General features: G+C 40.6%; 22 protein-coding genes and 1 pseudogene. 10 read left to right on the forward strand and 13 right to left on the reverse strand.

Features of this window, described 5'->3' with window-relative positions; all coding sequences use genetic code 11:
* Nucleotides 1-193: 193 nt before the first annotated feature.
* A complete protein-coding gene (locus tag AOG27_RS05120; RefSeq protein WP_054551905.1) occupies nucleotides 194-733 on the forward strand; it encodes a heme NO-binding domain-containing protein in 540 nt (179 codons plus the stop codon).
* A 1-nt stretch (nucleotide 734) separates the two neighbouring features.
* Entirely contained in the window at nucleotides 735-2,462 is a 1,728-nt protein-coding gene (locus AOG27_RS05125) for a response regulator (protein ID WP_054551906.1), read from the forward strand.
* A gap of 3 nt (nucleotides 2,463-2,465) precedes the next feature.
* Here AOG27_RS05125 and AOG27_RS05130 read toward each other — a convergent pair whose 3' ends face one another.
* On the reverse strand, nucleotides 2,466-3,602 hold the full coding sequence (locus tag AOG27_RS05130; RefSeq protein ID WP_235523673.1) for a helix-turn-helix domain-containing protein: 1,137 nt from the start codon (nucleotides 3,600-3,602) through the stop codon (nucleotides 2,466-2,468).
* A 224-nt stretch (nucleotides 3,603-3,826) separates the two neighbouring features.
* Between AOG27_RS05130 and AOG27_RS05135 the strand changes: the two genes are divergently transcribed.
* The gene (locus AOG27_RS05135) at nucleotides 3,827-4,639 is read left to right on the forward strand and encodes a DUF2306 domain-containing protein (RefSeq protein ID WP_235523674.1); all 813 of its coding nucleotides are present in this window, start codon (nucleotides 3,827-3,829) and stop codon (nucleotides 4,637-4,639) included.
* Between the two features lie 67 nt (nucleotides 4,640-4,706).
* On the opposite strand, the gene AOG27_RS05140 is transcribed toward AOG27_RS05135, so the two are convergent.
* Both AOG27_RS05140 and AOG27_RS05145 read right to left on the reverse strand, forming a co-directional pair.
* On the reverse strand, nucleotides 4,707-5,708 hold the full coding sequence (locus AOG27_RS05140) for a family 43 glycosylhydrolase (RefSeq protein WP_054551908.1): 1,002 nt from the start codon (nucleotides 5,706-5,708) through the stop codon (nucleotides 4,707-4,709).
* Between the two features lie 90 nt (nucleotides 5,709-5,798).
* Nucleotides 5,799-6,797, reverse strand: a complete 999-nt coding sequence (locus AOG27_RS05145; RefSeq protein ID WP_054551909.1) for a Kelch repeat-containing protein — start codon at nucleotides 6,795-6,797, stop codon at nucleotides 5,799-5,801.
* A gap of 172 nt (nucleotides 6,798-6,969) precedes the next feature.
* On the opposite strand from AOG27_RS05145, the gene zigA reads away from it, so the two are divergent.
* Together zigA and AOG27_RS05155 are read left to right on the forward strand one after the other, a co-directional pair.
* Nucleotides 6,970-8,166, forward strand: a complete 1,197-nt coding sequence (gene zigA, locus AOG27_RS05150) for a zinc metallochaperone GTPase ZigA (protein ID WP_054551910.1) — start codon at nucleotides 6,970-6,972, stop codon at nucleotides 8,164-8,166.
* The gene (locus AOG27_RS05155; protein WP_054551911.1) at nucleotides 8,166-8,834 is read left to right on the forward strand and encodes a DUF1826 domain-containing protein; all 669 of its coding nucleotides are present in this window, start codon (nucleotides 8,166-8,168) and stop codon (nucleotides 8,832-8,834) included. Before zigA ends, AOG27_RS05155 begins: the two co-directional genes overlap by 1 nt.
* A 69-nt stretch (nucleotides 8,835-8,903) precedes the next feature.
* On the opposite strand, the gene AOG27_RS05160 is transcribed toward AOG27_RS05155, so the two are convergent.
* Nucleotides 8,904-9,626: a hypothetical protein gene (locus AOG27_RS05160; RefSeq protein ID WP_054551912.1), complete on the reverse strand. Its 723-nt coding sequence runs from the start codon at nucleotides 9,624-9,626 to the stop codon at nucleotides 8,904-8,906.
* 193 nt (nucleotides 9,627-9,819) lie between these two features.
* Between AOG27_RS05160 and AOG27_RS05165 the strand changes: the two genes are divergently transcribed.
* Nucleotides 9,820-10,293, forward strand: a complete 474-nt coding sequence (locus tag AOG27_RS05165; RefSeq protein WP_054551913.1) for a YqhA family protein — start codon at nucleotides 9,820-9,822, stop codon at nucleotides 10,291-10,293.
* Between the two features lie 21 nt (nucleotides 10,294-10,314).
* Here AOG27_RS05165 and AOG27_RS05170 read toward each other — a convergent pair whose 3' ends face one another.
* From AOG27_RS05170 to AOG27_RS05180, 3 genes are all read right to left on the reverse strand, one after another.
* A complete protein-coding gene (locus AOG27_RS05170) occupies nucleotides 10,315-11,142 on the reverse strand; it encodes a hypothetical protein (RefSeq protein ID WP_054551914.1) in 828 nt (275 codons plus the stop codon).
* A gap of 118 nt (nucleotides 11,143-11,260) precedes the next feature.
* Nucleotides 11,261-12,415 carry an iron-containing alcohol dehydrogenase gene (locus AOG27_RS05175; RefSeq protein WP_054551915.1) on the reverse strand — a complete coding sequence of 385 codons (1,155 nt, stop codon included), beginning with the start codon at nucleotides 12,413-12,415 and terminating at the stop codon, nucleotides 11,261-11,263.
* 51 nt (nucleotides 12,416-12,466) lie between these two features.
* A complete protein-coding gene (locus AOG27_RS05180; RefSeq protein ID WP_054551916.1) occupies nucleotides 12,467-13,300 on the reverse strand; it encodes a type 1 glutamine amidotransferase domain-containing protein in 834 nt (277 codons plus the stop codon).
* Between the two features lie 106 nt (nucleotides 13,301-13,406).
* Between AOG27_RS05180 and AOG27_RS05185 the strand changes: the two genes are divergently transcribed.
* Complete coding sequence (locus AOG27_RS05185; protein WP_054551917.1) at nucleotides 13,407-14,306, forward strand: LysR family transcriptional regulator; 900 nt, start codon at nucleotides 13,407-13,409, stop codon at nucleotides 14,304-14,306.
* Here AOG27_RS05185 and AOG27_RS05190 read toward each other — a convergent pair.
* Entirely contained in the window at nucleotides 14,287-14,823 is a 537-nt protein-coding gene (locus AOG27_RS05190) for a cysteine hydrolase family protein (protein ID WP_054551918.1), read from the reverse strand. The two genes, AOG27_RS05185 and AOG27_RS05190, sit on opposite strands and share 20 nt — an antisense overlap.
* A 119-nt stretch (nucleotides 14,824-14,942) precedes the next feature.
* On the opposite strand from AOG27_RS05190, the gene AOG27_RS05195 reads away from it, so the two are divergent.
* Nucleotides 14,943-15,890: a GlxA family transcriptional regulator gene (locus tag AOG27_RS05195; RefSeq protein WP_054551919.1), complete on the forward strand. Its 948-nt coding sequence runs from the start codon at nucleotides 14,943-14,945 to the stop codon at nucleotides 15,888-15,890.
* A gap of 43 nt (nucleotides 15,891-15,933) precedes the next feature.
* Nucleotides 15,934-16,242, forward strand: a pseudogene (locus AOG27_RS05200) (hypothetical protein).
* A 268-nt stretch (nucleotides 16,243-16,510) separates the two neighbouring features.
* On the opposite strand, the gene AOG27_RS05210 reads toward AOG27_RS05200, so the two are convergent.
* The 5 genes from AOG27_RS05210 to AOG27_RS05230 form a co-directional block, all read right to left on the reverse strand.
* Nucleotides 16,511-17,104: an ACP phosphodiesterase gene (locus AOG27_RS05210; RefSeq protein ID WP_054551921.1), complete on the reverse strand. Its 594-nt coding sequence runs from the start codon at nucleotides 17,102-17,104 to the stop codon at nucleotides 16,511-16,513.
* A 798-nt stretch (nucleotides 17,105-17,902) separates the two neighbouring features.
* A complete protein-coding gene (locus AOG27_RS05215) occupies nucleotides 17,903-18,625 on the reverse strand; it encodes a hypothetical protein (protein ID WP_054551922.1) in 723 nt (240 codons plus the stop codon).
* Nucleotides 18,626-18,720: 95 nt separating this feature from the next.
* A complete protein-coding gene (locus AOG27_RS05220; RefSeq protein ID WP_054551923.1) occupies nucleotides 18,721-19,467 on the reverse strand; it encodes a type II CAAX prenyl endopeptidase Rce1 family protein in 747 nt (248 codons plus the stop codon).
* A 460-nt stretch (nucleotides 19,468-19,927) separates the two neighbouring features.
* Nucleotides 19,928-21,010, reverse strand: a complete 1,083-nt coding sequence (locus AOG27_RS05225; protein WP_054551924.1) for a DUF4785 domain-containing protein — start codon at nucleotides 21,008-21,010, stop codon at nucleotides 19,928-19,930.
* Between the two features lie 9 nt (nucleotides 21,011-21,019).
* Nucleotides 21,020-21,886, reverse strand: a complete 867-nt coding sequence (locus AOG27_RS05230; RefSeq protein WP_054551925.1) for a hypothetical protein — start codon at nucleotides 21,884-21,886, stop codon at nucleotides 21,020-21,022.
* A gap of 402 nt (nucleotides 21,887-22,288) precedes the next feature.
* Here AOG27_RS05230 and AOG27_RS05235 point away from each other — a divergent pair, with 402 nt between their 5' ends.
* Nucleotides 22,289-22,978, forward strand: a complete 690-nt coding sequence (locus AOG27_RS05235) for an esterase/lipase family protein (RefSeq protein WP_054551926.1) — start codon at nucleotides 22,289-22,291, stop codon at nucleotides 22,976-22,978.
* The last annotated feature ends 209 nt before the right edge of the window (nucleotides 22,979-23,187 follow it).

The raw sequence follows: 23,187 nt of genomic DNA on the forward strand, positions 1-23,187 counted from the left end.
TATTTTTTGTAAAGAAACTAGTAAACCATCTGAAAACTACATGGCTACAACTCCCGACAAAGTCTGTGTTATTTAAAGCAAAAAACTTAATAGCTGATTTTATCGCTAGCCATACTAAAGTTTGATACATAAAAATTGTAAAACTCTTGTTTATATCTAAACTTTAAGTATGAAAAATCATTAGGCCAATTATATGAAAGGTATCGTCTTTACCGAGTTTTTAGAAATGGTCGAAAATGAGTTTTCTTATGAGGTCGCAGACAAAATCATTGAAGAAAACTCACTTACTTCAAACGGCGCTTACACCAGCGTTGGAAACTACGACAATAAAGAGCTATTAATGTTGGTCAGCTCATTAAGCAATCACATAAATAAGCCCGTTGATGAACTAGTTCATGCTTATGGTAAGTATTTGTTAAAGCGTTTTTTTGTTTTATTTCCACACTTTTTTGATAGTGTCGAAAGTACTTTTGAATTCCTTGATACCATTGACCAACACGTACATATTGAGGTTAAAAAGCTCTACAACGACGCTGAATTACCAAGCTTTGAAACTAAACGAATTAGCCAGAGCGAAATGCAAATGTTTTATCGCTCTGGTAACCCATTTGCATGTCTAGCTGAGGGCTTAATTGAGGGCGCATGCGAACATTTCAATGAAGTTATTACCATTAAAAGCGAGATTGAGGATAACTATCAATCTGCCACTTTTACTCTAACAAAAGAAGCTTAATGTGGATGAAGAACTCTACAAACGTAGAATAGAACGAGAGCGCCAGGCTCGAAAAGAAGCCGAAGCGCTTTTAGAACAGAAGTCCTTAGAGTTATATGAAGCCAATATGACGCTAAAACATGCCGCCGAAAATCTAGAACAAGAAGTCATCATTCGCACCCAGGATTTAAATAAAGCCAAAGAGTTAGCCGATGCCGCCAACCAAGCTAAATCGATGTTTTTAGCGAATATGAGTCACGAAATCCGCACGCCAATGAATGCAATTCTAGGCATGGCCCACCTCGCCCTTGATACAGAATTAACCGACAAACAATATGATTACATTGAAAAAATCCAACTCTCGGCCAAATCACTGCTTGGTATTATCAATGACATTCTCGACTTTTCTAAAATAGAAGCCAATAAGCTCGAACTTGAAAACAGTGATTTTAATCTAAACAACTTTCTCGCTAACCTAGCTAATTTAGCCAGTAGCTTAATTGAGAAAAATAACATCGAAGTCATTTTTGAAATTGACGATGATATTCCTGAATTTTTAATCGGTGATGCACTTAGGCTCAATCAAGTTTTGTTAAATTTACTGAGCAATGCTATTAAGTTTTCAAACCAGCAAAATGTCACGCTAAAAATGACAAAAGAGTCACAAACCGATACCTCTCTTTGTATTAAATTTCAGGTCATTGACCAAGGCATTGGTATGTCTCAAGAGCAAGTAAATAGTGTGTTTAAGCCTTTTTCACAAGCCGATGTTTCAACAACACGTAAGTTTGGCGGTACAGGTCTAGGTCTTGTTATCAGTAAAAAGATCATCGATCTTATGGGTGGTCACATTGAGGTAAAAAGCCAATTAAACAAAGGGAGTTGCTTTAGTTTTGATGTGTCATTTGCGCTATCGGGTATGCAAAGCTGCCACGACACAAACATTTTCAAACATAAGCGAGCTCTTATTATTGAGCAAAGCGGCCAACCTGAAGCTATTCTCCAAAGCATGCTCAACACATTAAGCATCAATGTAAAAACTATTGATTGCATGGATGAAAAACTCTCTGAGGTCGATATTAGCCATAGTTACGACTTTATTTTTTTAGATTGGCACGTTTTAAACTGTGAACAAAATAACATTTTAGAAAACCTCAAAAAACAGCTTTCTATCGACATTAAAAAAACCATTATTCTCGCATCTTTTGAAAACCAAGAAGTTAAAGACACGCTAAGTACGCTAGATAAAACCGTTGAAGAAATACTTTTAAAGCCGATTATAAAGGGGAACCTGTTGAAAACCCTTGAGCATGTGATGGGGATCGCTACTAAAAAGGAAAACAAAGTAGATAACACCTGTTTTAAAACGCTCGCGGGCTCAAAAATACTTCTCGTTGAAGACAACCCGCTAAACCAACAAGTCGCATCGCAAATATTGCGTTCAAATGGCTTTATTGTTGATATCGCCGAAGACGGGGTTGCAGCGATTGAAGCAGTAGAAAAAGGCACATTCGATTGCATTTTAATGGACTGTCAAATGCCAAGAATGGATGGTTATACCGCCGCGAATAAAATTAAACAGCAATCAAAGTTTGCCCATATTCCAATCATCGCCATGACCGCCAACACCATGGAAGCCGACCTAACTAAAGCAAAAGAATCTGGCATGCAAGGCTACATCGCCAAGCCAATAGAAGTGCAAACCATGTTTGAGGTCATTGCTGAGCATTTAACGCAAAAGCCTCTGTAACTTTTAGTCAGTAAGCTCTATGATTTTTTGTTCACCTATTGAGTTGTTCTGCTTACGAAACTCGTTAGGGTTAACCCCAACGATGCTTTTAAAAACACGGTTGAAGGTAGCAAGCGAAGAAAAACCACTTTCCATTGCAATACTGAGTATACTCCAATGACTTGCTTCGTCTTTTAGTAACAACCCTTGCGCATGCTGTATTCGGTACTGATTAATAAATAAATTAAAATTTGTAGCTTTAAAGTGGTAACGAATTGCCCGGCTGATCTTATACTCAGGTACTGCTAATGCTTGGGCAAAATCAGAAATTTTCAAATTAGTTTGCAAATAAACCTGCTTATTGATGAGTGCTTCTATACCAGTAATAAGCTCAGCCTCTACCTCATTATTTTCAGATTGTTCAGCCTGATTGGTAGCTTTCACTACCTTTTCAGAGTTCACCACTTTGCTATCAACAGCTTCAGGCACGCTGTTGTGGGCACGTTTTTGCAAGAACATTACTAGCTGCATGGCAAATACAATCAACAATGCAGATGAGGTAATTATAAGCGGCTCAAATTGTCGAAACTCGCTCTCACTGAATAAAAATTTAGGCAAAATGCTGGCATTAAATACAGCTAAGAAGTAGCAGCTAGCAAAAATCTTTGCCTGCAACTTTTGCGTTTCTGTTTTACCTTTATAACCCCGTAATGCTTCCCAAAAAGAGAGCACCAGAATACTAGACGATAGCAACACCGTTATTTCGGCCATACCTTGCTTTAAACGCCACATAAATTGGCTATCAGGGAAAAGCTTTACATCAATATTCACCAAATAATGCCACGTCTGGTTAAACATAATTAACCCCGCAATAACAGTTGCCACTGCAATATGCACCTTAGAAATAGGCTTTTGCTCTCGAAATAAAGTCCGTGAGATAAGCCAAGCCATATTACAAGTTGCGCAGGTAAATAAGCCAATTAAATAACTGTAAACACCAATACTGGGCGCACTAATTTGTTGCACCCCAACCATGCAAAGCGAGCCACAAAATACAGCAAACAGATAATGAATAAGTTGCTTTTCTTTTTTCATGCCATTTAGCAGCATGAGCCCCATACAAACGAAAACGAGTAAGTAATAAGGGGATGTATTTTGCATAACTCTTCATGCCTTAAATTGGGTGATTGATGAATTTTTTACCAATCAGATAAGTGTACTTTTTCAAAATCAACATAGCAAAAAGAGTTTGTTAGTGAATGTGTCAAACCCTGTGTGAGTTCTCATAAATAATCACAATATTTTATTGATCAAATTTCGAATTTGAGAAGAGTTTCTTCTCTAGCCCTTTATATTTGCGGTATTAGAAAAATATAATGGATTTGATGATGTTTAACAAAAATAGCAAACTCACGCCTTTAAAGGCGCTCGAATACAGTAAAAAGCTTTGGTTTATTAGCCTGATAATGGCGCAAACTTGCTTTGTGATTTACCTCATTCTTGGTTATGGAGTGACAGGGTTAACTACAGGTCTTTCTGGTTGGAACCGACTTAATAACACCGCTTATGTTGCCAATGATGCAACGGGGAATTTGATGTATGCAGTGCATGTATTATTTGCTGTCGTGATGATCCTTGGCGGAAGCTTACAGCTGATTGAAAAACTGAGAACAAAATACCGAACATTTCATCGCTATAATGGCCGTGTATTTGTTGTTTTAGCTTGCTGTATTTCATTTGCTGGCATGTATTTAATGATAGTAAGAGGAACGGTTGGTAATACCTTGATGCATGCGCTGACAATGTTTGGCGGCTTAGTGGTTATCGTATCAAGTCTATTTGCGGTTAAAACCGCAAGGGCTCGTAACTTCAACGCCCATCAAGTATGGGCCATACGCTTATATCTTGCCGCTAACGGTGTGTTGTTTTTTAGATTACTCATATTTGCATGGTTTTTAGTATTTGGCACCTTAGGCGTCGATACCGCTACATTTACAGGGCCTGCCGTGCTTGCCGTTAGCCTTTGCTCTTACTTAGTCCCCCTTTTAATAGCCGAACTTGTCCGCTATGCAGCTCGAACGAATATTACCTTTATCACTATCGGCACCGCCTGTTTGATGACGCTAATATCAATCGTGTTCTTAATCGGCTTATTTGGGGTGACTATGGCAAACTGGTACCCAGCTATTGTTAGCTAACTAAACCTCATACAATAAAGCCACCTGAGTAGATGGCTTTGTAAGCGAATTTTGAATCACTGTAAAATTAATACAATTCAAATAGCGGACGACCATTTTCGTCGTATTTTACTTCCATCACACGAGCGTGGCGGTTTGGATCGTAAAGTGGATCTTTTACTATTTCCTCAAGTGGACGAGTGTCTGTTTTTGGCACCACACTTGGTTCACCAACTGCGTGCTCATAGTCTCGGGCATGGTAAATACAAAGTGGTGTTTCACCATCTTCAGCTACTGTAAAACAGTTATGACCTGGGCCGAAAATTTTCTTATCAACACTTGTTTCAAGTACTGGCATACGTGTTTTGGTCCACGAATTACGATCAAGTAAATCGCTGTTTTCATCCGCTTCCATATAGCCCATACAGTAACATGCACCTGTTGCGCTTGCAGAGAAAGCAATGAAGATTTTACCGTTATTTTTAAGTACTGCAGGGCCTTCGTTTACCCAAAAGTCGACACGCTCCCAATCGTAATCAGGTGTCGTCAGCATAAACTGCGCTGTTTTTAGCTTAATTGGAGATTCCATCTCAGCTAAATACAGGTTGGATGCCGCAAATTGACCACCCGTTTTCTCTGCCCAGCAGAAGTAACGCTTACCGTTATTTTCAAAAATAGTGGCATCTAGAGAAAAATCAGTGAATGACTTTTCATCGCCCTCAGCCGCTTGCATCATGCCAAGCTCAACCCATTCATCATTTAACGGATCTTGACCTTTACACTCAAGCACATACGGGCGTAATGCCCAAATATCACTTTCTTCACTCGCTGCAAAATAGATATACCATTTGCCATCGAGGTAATGAATTTCAGGTGCCCAGATATGACGACTCATCGGGCCGCTGTCATGTTTGAACCAAATATCAAAGGTTTCAGCGTCTTTTAGGCCCTCTAATGTAGCAGCCCTACGAAGTTCAATGCGATCATAAGTTGGTACAGAACCGGTAAAATAATAAAAACCATCGCTGTGCTTATGCACAAATGGATCGGCACGCTGCTCTACTAACGGACTATTTGTTTGTAATGTCATCTTGAAACCTGATCGTTAAATTTTAATTTGTATTATTTTATTACTTTTTGATGAGAATACAAATATAACATTATTTTTAACAGACAGTAATCATAAACCTTTCATACCTTCAAGCAGCACATTTGCATTATTAACTTCACGGCTCGTTTCAGAAAGTCCTACCTTTGTGGCGCCACCCACTAGCCAAATTTGGCCGTTTAACGTAACAGCTCCTAAACCGTGGCGTGGCGTTTGCCACTCGAAAGATTTGCGCCATTGCTGCTTAGACAAATCATAGCTAAAAACCTCACGATCAACTCCTTTGCTATGTTCACCGCCAAACACAGTGATAGCATTATCAATAACCGCTGCCGCATGCCCTGCCCGTGCTTTAGGGAGTGCTGCATGTGCTTGCCATGTGTTTGTATTGGGTAAGTATTCGAGCATGTCTGAGTTAGGCTCACCGCCAACGGTTCTGCCACCTAGCACAAACCAACGACCGTTTACTTGAGCACTCGCCGCACTGTTTCTAGCTGAAGGTAAAGGAGCCGCTTCTGTAAATGTGAAGCTATTAGGATCAAAGACTAAATGCTCACTCACATCTAAACTATGTTGCCATTGCCCATTTTTTTCACTGTTTGGGCTGCGGCCACCAGCTAAATGCACTTTACCATCAAGCACTGCGCCCACCGTTTCACTTAACGCAAAAGGTAAACTCGCCACCTTTTGCCATGCATTAGCGCCTTTATCTAGCATTAACACATCACGGCTATTGGTCCACTGGCCTTGGCTATTAACAAAGCCTCCAAAAGCAAATAGTCTGTTTTCTACTGCGATTAAATACGTGTGATGACGCCCTTCAGGCAAACTAGGTGCTGATTGCCAACTTGCATACTCGGGTGACCAAAAATGAACTTTTGCTGTCATCTTACCCGCTGATGCTGGCAGCTCGGTAGAGATACCTCCTGCAACCCAAATCTGTTGATTCATGACTGTAGGGTAGATTTCTTGTATAGCCTCAGGGAGCTTTGGTGCTAACGGCTCTTTTGCCGATAACGTATAAGGTAAACAAGTAATAGAAAATGCTAACAACAGTTTGGCTAAGCGCATATAAATCCTTAATAAGCAGTTGATTAGCTAAAGACTAAGCCAGCTGTACCTATTCGTACACTGCCAAATAGTCTTACTCGAACAACGATTACTATTCCTAAATGACATTAAATTGATATATTATAACAAAACGTTTAGCGTATTTTGTTTAATCTTATTAAGGGTCACTACCATGAGCAAACTCCCCGTCACCGTGCTCTCTGGCTTTTTAGGTGCAGGTAAAACCACTGTGCTCAGCCATATTTTAAATAACCGTGAAGACAAAAAAGTGGCTGTAATCGTCAATGATATGAGCGAAATAAACATCGATGCAGCGACAGTTAAAAACGATGTTTCGCTTAGCCGCGGCGAAGAAAAACTAGTAGAAATGAGCAATGGTTGCATTTGCTGCACACTGCGTGAAGACTTACTCATTGAAGTACGCGCTTTAGCGCAAACAGGCCAATTTGATTATTTGGTTATTGAGTCAACCGGTATTTCAGAGCCCCTTCCTGTTGCCGAAACATTTACCTTTGCCGATGAAGATGGCGTGTCACTGTCTGATGTTGCAAGGCTTGATACCATGGTCACGGTCGTTGATGCCGTTAATTTTTTAAACGACTTTAACGAAGCCAAATTCTTACAAGAAACCAACGAACACTTAGGTGATGAAGATGAGCGAAGCGTAGCCGACTTACTCATTGATCAAGTTGAGTTTGCTGATGTCATTTTAATTAGTAAAACAGACCTAATTAGTGCCGATGAACTTGAGAGTTTAAAAGCCATTTTAAACTCATTAAATACTTCTGCAGAGCTAATTGCCATTGAAAATGGCCAAGTTGATATCAATACAATTTTGGGCACGGGCCTGTTTAACTTTGAAAAAGCTCAGCAAGCACCTGGCTGGCTAAAAGAACTGCGCGGCGAACATACCCCAGAAACCGAAGAATACGATATTAGCAGCTTTACTTACGGGGCCCGCCGACCTTTTCACCCTGAAAAATTTTATAACTTTATTCATAACAATCAGCGCGAAGGCAAATTACTTCGTTCCAAAGGCTACTTTTGGTTAGCCTCTCGACCACAATTTGCTTGCCAATGGAATCAAGCTGGCGGCATAGCCCGCTATGGTTTTGGCGGAATTTTTTGGAAAGCCTTACCGCAAGATCAGTGGCCAACAGATAGCGACTACTTAGATTCAATTAACCAAGTATGGCAAGAGCCCTTTGGTGATATGCGCCAAGAGCTGGTTTTTATTGGTCAAAACCTCAATCAAGCAGCGATCATTCAAGCTCTCGATAACTGCTTACTTAGCGACGATGAACTATTAGCAGGCAAAGCGCTTTGGCAAACCCTGCCCGATCCATTTCCTGTTTGGGAGGAAGCATAATGACAGCCTACGCATTAGAACATGACACTGATAACCTACCATCAGCGGCAGCAACAGCGCTAAGCCCTGTGGTGTTTTCACAAATTTATAAACCTGAGCATAACATTGCAATTTGGCAGCGTAACTTAACTGAACAGCTGCAATCAGAAGTAGCTGAGAGTATTACAGCCAACCCAGAGCTCAGTATTAACGCTGTGATCAATCAAAACAGCATTGTGGCTGACATTGATAAAGCCCTTGAAAAACTACCTCAAGCAAAAGAGCTTAAAGCCGACCTCGCTCAGCTTGTTGATATGTTTTGTTATTTATTTGAGTTAAAGCGCACCGGATTACGCCTAAGAGTTCTTGAACGTGCCATGTGCCCACGTTTTCATGTTGATAAAGTCCCTTGCCGGTTAGTCAGCACATATTATGGTAGTGGTTCGCAGTGGTTGCAAAATGCAGGACTTGATCGCACCAAACTTGGCGCTGGTCATCAAGGATTAAGCGATGAAGAATCAGGATTAATGACAGCAAATGCTAAAATTCACTCTCTAAATGTGGGTGATGTAGCCTTATTAAAAGGCGAAACTTGGCAAGATAACGAAGGCAAAGGCCTTGTGCACCGCTCACCAGCACTCGCTGCTGGCGAAAAACGACTACTTGTAACCCTTGACTTTATTGCTTAATTCGAGCGTACCTGTTGCGTCTATTGATTTTAATAGGCGCTATTTCATTCAAGAATACACAACAACTGCTCATGGCTTTAAATTAACGAAAAGCATACTAAGCGCACTTGCAATTGCTGATAGAGCAAACATCCTTAGTAACAAAATTAAGACATTCCCTGCACCACCAGCAAAAGTGCCTTTAAAGCTTAATGGATAGCCATGAAAAACCATTAAATATAATACGTTAAAAAGCCCTACCCGCATCCCGTCAATTTCATGGGTATCACCATTTTTTAAGTGAATTTCACACACATGCAAAGTAGGTAATCTAACTCGGGGTTCGCCAAACTTTCGTTTGCGTTTTAGATCCATCGTATAGTGAAATAACACCTCTGCGATTTCATTTTTAGCAATTGTGATGGGACGATTTTGGTGCTTTTTAAACGTCAACTTATCAACTTTAAGCTCATCCTTGCTTATGCTCATTGCCCATTTAGAACCAAAGCCATACTTCTTGTAAGTCATGATGCGTTTGGTAATAAACACCAATAAAAAGCTTGTAAGGCAAATTAAAAAAGCCAACCATGGTTTAACAGCATCTACTAAATAAAAACTAGATAGTGAAATTGCGCATACCATAAGCGCAAAAAACACTTCGGCCCACCCAGATAACGTCGCTAAGCCTGGCAAAGATTCTAGTTCTGTTAATGAATCTTCGGTTAGTGACGATTTTCCTTTAAAGGCAGCATATCGAAACCATTTTTTATCATTTAAATCCAGTTCCAGTGAGTGCTTAGCCATAGAACCCATAAACATCCCTTTTAAAATAAAGCTTAATAAGAACAACCTTCATTGTTCCTTAAACTTATACACAACCCGACCTTACGAGTAAATACTCAAAGAACTAATAAGTTAGGTTTAACTTGGCATATAATATGTTCAGTAATTAATCAAAAACGAGCTAAACTACGTATATTAAAGAAATTAATTTGTGTGAGTTGATATGGAGCGCATTTTTCAAAATAGCCGGTTTTTAGTTATTATCGCGATTCTCACCACGGCCATTTCATCGTTACTCGTTTACATTGCCTGTGTGAATATCGTTTTCAATGTTGTTAAAGTCACCATCACCGCGCTACCTGACTCAGCAAAAGGAGGGAAAGAGTTAATTGTCGAGCTTTTAAAAATTCTCGACCTATTACTCATCGGCATTACTCTTCAAGTCATTACCATCAGTCTGTACCGGCTATTTATATCGCCCTCAACAACAAAAAGCAGCCAGTTTTTGGCCGCCTTTCATATCGAAGATTTTCATGACTTAAAAATTACTTTAGTGCAGGTAACATCTGTGATTTTGGTGATTCTGTTTTTAGAACACGCCGTTGAGTTTGGCGGCACAATAGAAACCCTCTACCTTGGTATTTCTATTGCGATTGTGGTTGCCGCCTCGACCTTTGCATGGCGCTCAATGAAATAGTGAACACTCACATACGTTAGTTTATTTTTCAGGGTAACGTAGCTGATATTGCTCTTTCATCGCGGCATTAAACCGCTCAAGTAAACTGCCCTTTTGGGGTTCTTTAGCCAGTTCGAGCAAATCAATTTTTAAGTGGTTATGTTCATTAAATTGGCTAGCAAACGTGCCCATCATTGCTGATTCAAACTTACCATCAGTGAGCAGTTCAAGTACCTGATTACCAAATTGAAACGCCTCGTACTCATTAAGTAGTGTTAAAAAATCACTAAATGATGCGCCCGATAAGTTACTCTGCGTTTTAAATGCGCTTAAGTAACCTTTTGCTAATAAGTTTTGCTCTTTAAAGGCTAGCTGAAATTGGTATGCATGGCGGGTTTCGTGTAATAAAAACGCTAATGGCGCATAAACTTCCATCTCTTTGAGCTTATCTGGGTTTAAATAAACTAATCCTGCACCTGGGTAACGTACATCAAACACAAAATTAACTGCTCTTTGCGGATACAAGGTGTTATTTATCACCAAGGTTGGTGCTGTAATAGCAAAGCTTTTAATTTCAATTGCAAACACCTCTGGTAGTAAAGCCATTCGCTGCTCAAACGATAGCGCTTCCCAGTTCATTAACTTTTTATAAAGCGCTTTATTTTGCTTTAAGGCGTTGACCAGTTTTTCTGCATCAAGTTGTCTTTGCTTATGTGCTTGCTCTAACCAAGGAATATTAGATTCACTGAGCGCGTATGCTGTTGGCGTTTGTTTCTGTAGTGCTTCATTAGCATAAAACTTTTCAGGTTCTGCATAGACAAAGCAAGATAGAGCTAAACAAGCGCTTGAAAATAAATGGGTAAGTTTCATGGTGTGATTTTTATCGATAATTTATTGCCTAGATTTTACTAGCTTATGCAATAGAATTAAACGTCTTCAATTTTTTAAAAAGGCGTAACAGCTTATGTTACGCCTTTAAATTTAACCCCTAAAGTGCCAGCGCTAATATTTGCTTAACTTTCGCTAAATCAATATCACCGTGTTCACCTAGCGTAGTTAACTCATTCTTTTCTAAGTTATTAACAACCGCGTCGATTGCTTGTTCATCAAGGTCATAATCAGCAAGGCGTGTTTTCACAGCCATTGCTTCGAAGAAGTCTTGCACTGCTTTAATCGTTTTATCGATTTGTTCAGCTTCATCGCTATAATTAAAACCAAACACTCGCTCACCAAGTTGCTGTATTTTAATAGACTTCTGCTCTTTTTGAACATGCATTAGTGCAGGTAAAACAATCGCTAGTGTTTGTGCGTGATCAAGATTATAAAGTGCTGTTAATTCATGACCAATCATATGTGTAGACCAATCTTGCGGTACACCCTGACCAATCAAACCATTCAGTGCCATTGTAGCCGACCACATAACATTGGCTCTTACATCATAGTTTTGCGGTTCGCTCAGCGCTTTAGGTCCTTCGCTGATCAAAGTTTGTAAAATACCTTCTGCAAAGCGGTCTTGTAATGGCGCATTTACTGGGTAAGTTAAGTACTGCTCAATAACGTGTACAAATGCATCTACAACACCATTACTTACTTGGCGCTCTGGTAACGAAAAAGTATATTCAGGATCAAGTACTGCAAAAACTGGTTGCACACTCGGTGATGAAAAAGCACGTTTCTGCGACGTCTCTTTTTTAGTAACCACTGAGTTGCCGTTACTCTCAGAGCCAGTTGCAGGTAAAGTTAATACTGCACCAATAGGAAGCGGGTTACTAAACTCAGCACCTTTAACAAGGATATCCCACGGCTCACCTGCAAAGTTATAAGCTGCTGCAACAAACTTAGCGCCATCAATAACACTGCCACCACCAACAGCTAAAATAAAGTTAACATTATGCTCTTTAGCACTTGCCACAGCTTGCATCAGTGTTTCGTATGTTGGGTTAGGTTCAACACCACCAAACTCTATAACATCAACATCGGCTAACGCACTCATTGCTTGGTCGTAAACGCCGTTTTTCTTTATTGAGCCACCACCAAAAAGTAATAGTACTTTAGCGTTTTCTGGTAAACGTGACGTGATCTCACTCATTTGACCTTTACCAAACAAAATTTCGGTTTGATTTTTATAAATAAAGTTCAACATTTAAATGCCCCTTAAATTAGGTTTAAATTGCTAATTAGCTAATTAGCTAATTTACTTAGCTAACATTTCTAAAAGCTTTTCTGCTAATAATTTATCTGAAAACGGGTTTTGCCCCGTAATGAGTTCGCGGTCAACAACCACGTTTGGCTGCCACTCACTAGCGAATGCCATATTTCCACCGGCTTTTTCCATTGCCATAGCAGGATAGAACTTAAGCTTTTTACCTTCTAAACTGCTTTCAAAAACACGCTCTTCAGGGTCTGAAAAAATAGTCATTTTATAGCCGTCATAAATCCAGTTGTTGGCCACTGCCTTTTCGCCATCTTTTATCGCTTGATAATAAGAACTTGGCTGAACTTGAGCCGACAACAAGGTAATTGGGCCATGGCAAATTGCCGCTGTTGGTTTACCTTGCTTATTAAAGTGACGCAAAATTTCACCCACTTCTGGGTTGTTTGCTAAATCAATTAAAGGTGCATGGCCTCCAGGGATAAACACAGCCTCATATTGGCTTAAGTCACCCGCTAAAATTTCGCTCAAACTCGCGGTATCATTGATATCAGGAAGTGATGCTACAAAACGCTGAATGCTCTGCATTTTAGCTTCATCACCATCAAAGTAATCGGTGCTCACTGATTTTTTATCTACTTGAGGCGCATTACCTTTAGGTGTTGCAAGTACAAGCTCATAACCCGCATCAACTAATGCTTTTGCAGGCACACCAAACTCATTTAGGTAGTAGCCTGTTTCAATGCTCTGGCCGTCAGCTAAATCCATAGTTGTTTCACTTGATAAAATAACCAACACTTCGCCTTCACCCGCCACTGCAAACATCGACATAGTTGATGCAGCAACAAGCGTTAGTCGCTGTAATATCTTTTTCATAATTCGTCCTCTTAGAAAGTGAAGCTATCATAGTTGGTTTGCGGGGCGAGTAGAATTCGGATAAATTAAGAGGAGCAATCAGAATATTTATGGCTCGTACAGTTACATGTCTTATCTCACGCAATTAAAAACCTTTGTTGAAGTTTATCGTTGTAAAAATATTACGAAGGCTGCGGCTAATTTAGGCTTATCTCAGCCTTCAGTGACTTCTCATATTCAAGCAATGGAAACTGTAGTTGGTAAATCTTTATTTGAGCGCAAAGCCCGCGGTGTTACCCCCACTGCAGCAGCACATGATTTAGCGCTGCAGGTTTCTGGTCATATCGATATATTAGAGCAAAAAATCATGTCGATACGGGCACGTTCTGATGCCGCACATGGCACTGTTAATATTGCAGGACCTGCCGAATATATTAGTAGTGTATCGGGGCCACAAATTGCCAACTTACTGCAATCTGGCAATGTAAATCTTGTTCTGCATATTGGTAATAAAGTGAGAATTTTTGATGCCTTGCAATCAGGTACTGCAGATATTGCTATTGCCGCATCAGCGCCTGATCCAGCACTATTTGATAGCCTTGTGCTCGACAAAGAAAAGCTCATTTTGGTGATGAACCGTTTACATGGCCGAGAAATCAAAGACAGCGCCATTACCGCAGATTTACTCTCAAGCTACAATGTCGTTGCTTATGATGAAGAACTGCCTTTGATAAGACAATACTTTGAAGCTGTATTCAACGCAAAATGCCACTCAAACGTCATTGCTATTTGCCCAGATATACGTGCTATTAGCAATATTATTCGTTCAGGTATTGGTTATTCTGTATTACCCGATTACCTTTGTCGCGATCAGATAAAAGCCGGGGAGCTTGTGCAACTAGGGCCCGAAGGCCCAGAAAACATAATTTACTTAGTTTGGAACAAAGGGGCATTAAAACACCCCCGTATTGCATTTGCCAAAGATGTTATTTCGGCCTTTGCAAATATTAATTACTTTGCAAACTAAGCAAGGCTTGCTTTGCGTCTAGCAGTTTTACTCGTGGGGCAAGCGCATTTAGTGCGATTAAATGTAGCATTTCAGATACTGTGGTACACACATCTGTTAAAACTGCCACATCGTACTCTTTAGCTTGTTCTGAGATAGCTGTATGAGTCACACAGTTTTGCGTCATCATGCCAGCGATCAATAGTTTTTTAATACCATGCTGGTTTAAGACATCTTCTAAATTAGTTTGATGAAAGCTGTCTGCATAGTGTTTTACAACCACAGGGGCTTCTGGTGCTGCATTTAAAATATCAGGATGAATATCAACACCTTCTGTACCTCCATTAAAAAATGGCGCTAAACCCTGAGAAGGATCAGCAACATGCTGAATATGAATAGGTAAAACCCCGCGCTCTGTGGCTTGTTTTATCACATCGACGAGCTGATCTTTTACTTGTTTAGCCTGCCATAAAGGAAACGCGCCATCCTCAAAGTAATCATTCTGTAAGTCGATAATTAGTAATGCTGTGTTTGTCATTGTATAAACCCTTTTTCATTGTATTAACGCCTAGTTTGCTGAATTTTTAACGTATCAAACAGTGACCCAAACACCATTTATCGATAATATTGGGCCAAAGTGTTTGATAAGGCTTTACCATGAATGTTGCAGTATTCGCATTTCCAAATATCAGTCCATTTCATCTTGCAGTACCATGTATGGTGTTTGGTGAGGGCGCTCGCTCAGCTGGTATTAAAGAATTTAACTTAGCAGTGTGCAGCGAAAGTAAAGCTGTAATGCCCTCAAGCGCGGGGTTTGATATTCAAGCGCATCACTCAATAACAAAGTTTGATCAAGCAGATATTATAATTATTCCGTCTTGGCCATCACCTGAAACAGCCCCCTCTAAAGAATTAGCAACCAGTTTGCTAAACGCGCATAGCCGTGGCGCTATAATTGTAGGGCTTTGTTTAGGCGCTTATGCGTTAGCGCACATTGGGCTTTTAGATAATATTGAAGCAACTACCCACTGGGCATACAGCGATGACTTCAAAGCGCGCTTTGCAAAAGTGAAGCTTAACAATCAAGTGCTTTACCTTGAACATAATCGGCTATATACATCGGCAGGAACAGCGGCAGCCATTGATTGTTGCTTATATTTAGTTCGCAAATTTTTAGGAAGCGAGCAAACTAATGCTATTGCCAGAATGATGGTAACTGCGCCGTATCGCACTGGCGGGCAAACACAATTTATTGCCCTACCCGTCCCGCAAAATGTTGCTGATGAGCGTTTAGCAAGCTTGCTTGAACAGATGCAAAAAAACTTAGCTAGCAACCATACGATTGATACACTCGCAGAGCAAATGCACATGAGCCGACGCACCTTTACCCGCCACTTTCAATCGCTTACTGGGCAGAGCGTTGGGCAATGGCTATTAAATCAACGTTTAAACCACGCGCAGCGACTTCTTGAGTCAACTGATTTACCTCTAGAACATTTAGCCGAGCAATGCGGCTTTGGCTCATCTGTTACTTTACGTCACCATTTTCGCTCTCAGTTTGGTTTATCACCGCGAGATTGGCGTAATGCATTCCGCCAAGCATGAAGCTTAGGTATAATTAGTTTTTCGACTCGATTTTGGTTTTTAAATGAAAAAGCTTTCTAAAGTACAATTAAAATAGCAAGCCCTTGTATTAAATGTTGCCGACGCCCTTGAAGAGCAAGGTCGCGCAGAACTTGAAGGCATGCTGCAATGCTGGTTTGATGTGGAATACCACTTATTCCCAGGCTCATTGCTATTATGTTTTCAATTTGAAAACCAGCAAACACTCGATGCAGCGACCCCAGAGCTATTAAAATGGCAAAAACGCCTAAGTGGCGCAATGCTGAAAAAAGGCGTGATTTTAAAAGACATGCGCAGGCATTTAGTGTTTACCCTAAAAGGCCCAGACGATTAAATGAGGTGAGTTGCGAGTTAGCAAGTTGGCAAAATTGTAGCAGCGATTTTATATCGCGTAGGAATGATCACAGGTGCTAGGTGCTAGGTGCTAGGTGCTAGCAGCATAGTATTGGTTTTGGATTCGTAAAAAGGGGTTCCCTATCCAATCGACTTTTTTCGGCGTTAAAACGCCTCCTATAACTCGCATCTCGTTCCTCGAAACTCGTAACTTTCCCTTTAACTCGATAACTTGTTGGGTTTCACTCCGTTCTACCCAACCTACCAGCTTAAAGCTTTTGCTTTTCCACACCCATTTGCTTCACATGCTCAACCAGCTCAGGGAAAAACGTTAAAAACACCGCGTCTAATTGTTGGTAGTGGCGGGCTATATCGTCAGCGGCTCCTGCAAAGTTATTAGCAAAGCGAATACGCTTGGCGATGTTATCAAGGGCAAGGCCGACCCCATCGAGTGTTTCATATTCTTTAAACCAATCATTGTTGGTCATACTAGTCACAACTTGCTGCATACGCGAAGGCATCATGGCTTGCCTAGCATTTAAAAGCCCATAACTGTGCTGTTTGAATTCAGCTAATGGTTGGTCATTAAACCGCTGCCAATGCTGAATTAGAAAGTGATCGAACGCTACATCAATGGCGACACTTGCAAAGCGTTTACGTGCTGGCGAAAAGTACTGCTTAGCCTCTTTTACAAGGGGATGTGAGTCAGTAAACCTATCAACCAAATAATGATTTTCAAGGCCATTTTTAACCGTATTGGGTAACTGCGCAGAATACCGACGCCCACCAAAGTCCCCCAGCAAATTACCAAAATGTGAATCAGCCGTCGGTTGTGCTAAATAAAGGTGAGCCAAGTAGTTCAACGCATTCTCTAAAAAAAGTCATTTTATGCATTGTAAAAGAATACAGGTGAAAGGGTCTAGGGGCACGAGTTGCGGATTAGCAAGAGTGTAGCGGCGATTTTATATCGCGTAATCCACTGAATACTCACAAAGAGGAAAAGAGACGCTGCGCTTAAGAGGAATTATTAAAAAATTGATGGTTTTGTTGGGTTACTCATTCACTTCTCATTGTCTTCTCTTTGTGCAAATAATATTGAACCACAGAGTAAACCGAGGCGCTTCGCGCTACACAGATAAAACTGTAAATTACGCGGGGTAAACCCGCTGCTACCTGTTCAGTGTTAAAACGCCTCCTGCACCTCGCATCTCGCTAACTTTTCAATCTGATAGCTGACGGCTGAAAGCTGATGGCTCCAAAGTTGGGTTTCGCTCCGCTCTAACCAACCTACGAGCTAATGAATCAAGCACTGTAGGTCGTCATTTATGGCGACACATAATCGCTAACATTGACGGGCTAAAGCCCGACCTACATCTTGCTTCTGTGGTTTAGATAAGCATCGCGCGAAATAAATTTCACGCCTACGGGTATGCATTTCACTGAAACTGCGTGCAGGCTGATCTGACTTATAGCTTAAAGCTCTGTTGTTTTAATCTGACTTCTAACGACTGATATCTAATATCTTCTAACGCCTCCTACACCTCGCATCTCGCTAACTTTTCAATCTGATAGCTGACGGCTGAAAGCTGATGGCTCCAAACGTTGAGTTTCACCCCGCTCTAACCAACCTACCAGCTAATAGCCATACAAATAACTCACCATTATGACTTTAAATTAAATGCCAACATGACAAGAGCCGATATGATCGCAGAAAGAGAAATTAACCGCATAATCAAAATAACTATATTACCTGCACCGCTTGAAGTTGTACTTCTGAATAGTAGCGGGTATTCGTGGAATTTTAAAAGGTACAGCACATCAAAAAGACCTACTCGCATACTATCTAGCGTAACAACATCGCCACTTTTTTGATGAATTTCACAAGCGTGTAAATTGGCCGTTTTTTCGTTCACAATATGACCACTTCTACCGTGAAAAGTATAATTAAAAATGATTTCTTGGATATCGCCCTTAGCGATTTGCATAACTTTTGAAGCTTTACCCTCTATTGCTAACCTATCTATTTCGAGTGAGTCTTTAGATATACTCATAACCCACTTACGACCAAATCCAAATTTGTTATAAATCACAATTCGCTTGATAACAAATACACAAAGATAACAACTCACACAAGTTACAAAAGCAGGTATCGGCTGCATCGTTTCTTGAAGCACTAGGCTCATTACAGCAATAGCGATAGTCATAAAGAAAAATAAAAATTCAGCTCCGCCCGACAGCACAGCTAGGCCCGGTAGCGACGTTAGTTTTGTATTAGAATCAGCCTGCAATACTGGCTTTTTATAGTAAGTTGAATACCTAAACCAAACTCGGTCGCTCAGGTTTAAATCTAGGGAGTGCTTCGAAAGTGGCTGATTATAATCCATTATCTAAGTTTCCATTTTTAAAACACAATTTTGCCATTACTTTCCTATTAAGCCAACCTATGTACTTGATAGTATATTTACTTTACCTTCATGTACTAAACTAACTGCCCAACAAAGTTAACCATATTGTGCGCCACAATTGGAAAAACAAGGCTGCCAGTACGCTCTCTTAACCACAGCAAAATAAATCCATAACTCCCAGTTAATACGATTCTGAATGCAGAAAAATGCCACTCACCATCTATATACATAACCCCATGAACTAGACCAAATAATAAAACCAAAAGTAACCCTGCAATGTTTATTGGCGAGCCAAAAAAGTTAATGCGCGATGAAACAACAGCCAACGAAAAACAAAATAATAAAACTCCTCTAAACATTGGTTCTTCATCTAACCCAGGAATAAGAGCTTGATAGAGTAGCGTTTCAAAATCGAAATTTGGTCCGTTACCAAGGCTAAGCGTTACAATAATCTGCAACGCAACAAACAGGGTTAAAACAACGAGTGCAGGCTTAATAGAGCCTTCATTTTGTCTAAGAGTAAAACCAGCGTCCTTGATTTTAAAGTCACTTTTAAAAGCTGCTAATAAAGCCAAAACCAAAGCCCAAAGAGTAATAGCGACAATTTTACCTGACCAATTCCATTTGAGATCTGTAAAAAGTAAATCTAAGGAAATGAACTCTTTACCTTTGAATAAAGCTAAGAAATAACAAAATAGAATTAACAGAGTAGCAAGCAGCCAAGTTAAGTTTATAGTTACTTTACTGAATGCTTTTAAAATTAAAACGAGTAATAGAACCACGCCTAAATTGGCGAGTATTCCAAAATACATATCTGGCATAACCGTCCTTGGTGAGCATAAAGCTCAAACTTTATTATTGTTTAATTTCTATGATAAACACAAAAACAACCTATTAAACAGATATTTGTTTGAGTTTAAATTCCCATTGAGCATATTTTTATTTTCAAAGTATATGAACCACAGAGAGCACCGAGGCACTTCGCGCTACACAGAGAAAAACAGCATTTAAAAATAATATTCACAAAGAGGATAAGAGACGCTGCGCTTTAGAGGAAAAAACAAAATACTCTTTTGGTCTATCTCATTTATTTCTCATTCTCTTCTCTTTGTGCAAAACAAATTGAACCACAGGGTTCGGCGAAAAAACGCCTAAACTCGTATCTCGCAAACTTTTTCGTCTGATAGCTGACGGCTGAAAGCTGATAGCTCCTTCCCCTAGCAACTCACTAACTTGTTGGGCTTCGCTTCGCTCCACCCAACATAAGATAAGAGCTATCCTTTACTCTCCCGCAAACTTTAACATTCGCGTTTGGTCGGTAAGTTCAATATCCACCAGCTCATATGGAGCTTTGGCTGCTTGAGTGACCGCAAAAGGCATGGTGAAACTACCATAGCTATCAATCTGTTTTGCTACTTCAACCGTTGCCAGTTTGATGCGCTCACCTTTATTACCTTTGCCAGTTAAGGTTGCACGAATGGCATAGCGGCCTGAGTCGGTCACTTGCACCGGTACTTTAGCTTGGTATTTGTTATTGCCAAGCGCAGTTACTTTGGCTTTATCCATACTGATGGTTTGTGAGCTATGTACAAACGGCATTTTTATAGAGCGTTTTACCGTTTGGCCATTCACTTTAGTGTCTACACTGGCCTCAAGCTCATAGTAACCATTTATTGCTCCTAAGGTTTCAAGCGGGTAATTAAATACTGCTTCACCATTTTCGTAACGTACATCTAGTTTTTCGCCATCAGGGCTTGAAAGCGTTAACTTCACATCACTATCTTTAAAGCGCTTTTTACCCATACTAAGCTGCATAGCAACACGCTGTTGCTGATCTTTCACTTTAAATTGCGATTTAGCATGCAAAGCATTGCTCGAGCCTTTTTCAATCACGTGCAGCAAGTAGGTGTCGTTATCGTTAAGGGCTTGGCTTGTTCTTAGCATTGCTTTGCCATTTACCTGACCTAGCTTGAGCCCAACACTGCCATCGCTAAATCCTGCATTTTCCATTTGCTCACGTGCAACCATGGCTTGCATTGGCATTTGTCTAAAGCTGTCATCTCGCACCGACAGTTTATCTAGCTGTAAGCCATGAGGCTTAAATACTTCGCCACTATCAAAGCGTGCTTTTGGTGCAATGCGAATAAAGTTATCAGCTTGGTTTACAAAAACAGGCACACCACGCTTAAGCTCTTTACCCGAAACTTTCTGCCAATATTCAACACTGTCTTTTTCAAGTGTTTGTAGTTGAGCGCTTGATGCTGGTTGAACTTGAGGAAATTGATAAACCGTTTGCTCATTAGCATTTGCGGCTGTGCTTACAAGCACAATTGCAGCTGCAATTGTGGTTAACTTATTAATCATAGCGGGCTCCTAAATTCGATTTTTAAGCATGTTTGGCAAGCCAAAACAGTTACGTCGACTTTGCTGATGACTCAAAGGCTCACCACCTTGGGTTCGTGATTTATCGGTAAACCACACCACCCCAGCTAACGACTGAGAACTGCAATTTAAAAAGCCATCTGAGCAGCTATCTAACCAGTTTTGCGTTACTTCAAGGCCCACTTGATTTTGATAACCGCCACAATAGCTGTCGCTATCCCATACCGCTGATTCAACATCACTGCCCACCACGGTTTCGAATCGAGACGGTAAACTTGGGCGGTTCGGTGTGCCATACAGCCACTGTGCGTTATACGATTCCATCCAAGATACTTGTTGTTGTTTTACTGCATCGCTGCCGTAACCTAAAAGCCAACCCAAGCTTTGCTCGAATGAATTACCCGCAATAACCGCATCAGCCAACGGCGTACCACCACTTGAAGGAGCCAAAGCAATAGTACGCGTGACTTTGCTAATAATATTTGGATAACGGCTATCCCATGTTGGGTTAGATAAAATCCAGCGCACCACATTGCCACCGTTAGAGTGAGTGATCAGAGTTAAATCTGTGATGTTTTTATTATTGATAAATGTAGTGAGCTGCCCTGCTAAACAGCCAGATGCCGCGTCTGCCCACATGTATTGCTCGAAGTCACAATTAATAACGGTGTAATTACTACTGTTTGGCAAACCTTGGCGAACTGTGTCAACAAAACTGCCTGTCCAATAGTCATTATAAGCATCGCTTTGTTGGCCTGTACCGTGCACAAATGCGACTCCTTGCGCAGCAAAAGCACTGTGGCTGATACCCGCTGCCAACATTAAAGCTGGCACTAGTGAGAGTGTTTTTATTTTCATGTGTGTTCCTGTTGATTGTAATTTTATCTATCAGGTTGGAGGAGTGACCTCCGACCAAAAACATAGACCAAACAGGTACGAAAGCAAGAATGAATTTACATTAATTTAACTTTTGTGCGTTTTTTAAGTACAAATTATTAGATTTTAGGAGAAAAAGAGGGGGTGAGATGCGAGGTGCGAGGTGCGAGTAAACTTTCCCCTTTACTCTTTCTAACTCGCTAACTTTTCAAGCTGATAGCTCTTTTGTTCATCGCGCGAAATAAATTTCACGCCTACAGTGCTAGCAAAATAAAACGATATAAATTGCACAATGCGAAATAGTATCGCTGCACGAAAGTACTATATCCAGCCCTGTTTAAATTTCATACGTTGTAAATTAAATGTTAAACAGGAGAACACACAATGAAACGCCTATTGACGATGATTGCGCTATGCGCAGGTATGAGCACAACTGCTTTTGCAGCATGTAGAGATAACGTTCTACTGGTACATGGTAATACCGCCTCCCCTTCGAGTTGGAATAACACAATCAACGAATTAAAACGAAAAGGGTATGTCGACAGTGAAATTTTCACCCCAGATTGGGGCTCTAAATCTTGCGCGAGTTGCAACGATCATAACGGCAGTGAAGAAACGCCCGTACGTAACGCCATTCTTACTGCAATCAACCAATCTTGCACAGGTAAGATCGATATTATCGGCCATTCAATGGGGGTTACACTCGCAGCTCAGCAAATTTATAAGCTAGGAATGGCATCAGATGTTGATACCTTTGTTGGTGTTGCAGGTGCCGCGCGCGGCCTACTTAGTTGCGGTGTTTACCCATATAATGTGTGGAATAACACATGTGGTTACTATGGCTTATCGGTTGGCAGCCCGTTATTAAATAGTATTTATGGAGAAGCATTAGGCAACAAAGTGTATTCCATAAAGAGCTACTCGGATCAAATCGTCTGCTCAACTGGCACTTGTTATGTGTACGGCATTCACAGCAGCCGATTATGGAATGAAAATGCCACCTACACCTACGTTCTCGGCCACTTTGGTTTGCAAACCGATACGTACGTAAAACAAGTGAGTTTGATTCAGTAGGTTTGAGTTAGCGAGATGGTAGCAACGATTTTATATCGCGTAGGAATGGTTATAGGTGCTAGGTGCTAGGTGCTAGGTGCTAGGTGCTAGGTGCTAACAGCGTAGTGTTAGTTGCGCCTCCCCTATGACTTTTTTCGGCGTTAAAACGCCTCCTACAACTCGCATCTCGCTAACTTTTCAATCTGATAGCTGACGGCTGAAAGCTGATA

This window comes from Pseudoalteromonas lipolytica, assembly GCF_001306915.1.
Classification (GTDB): domain Bacteria; phylum Pseudomonadota; class Gammaproteobacteria; order Enterobacterales; family Alteromonadaceae; genus Pseudoalteromonas; species Pseudoalteromonas simplex.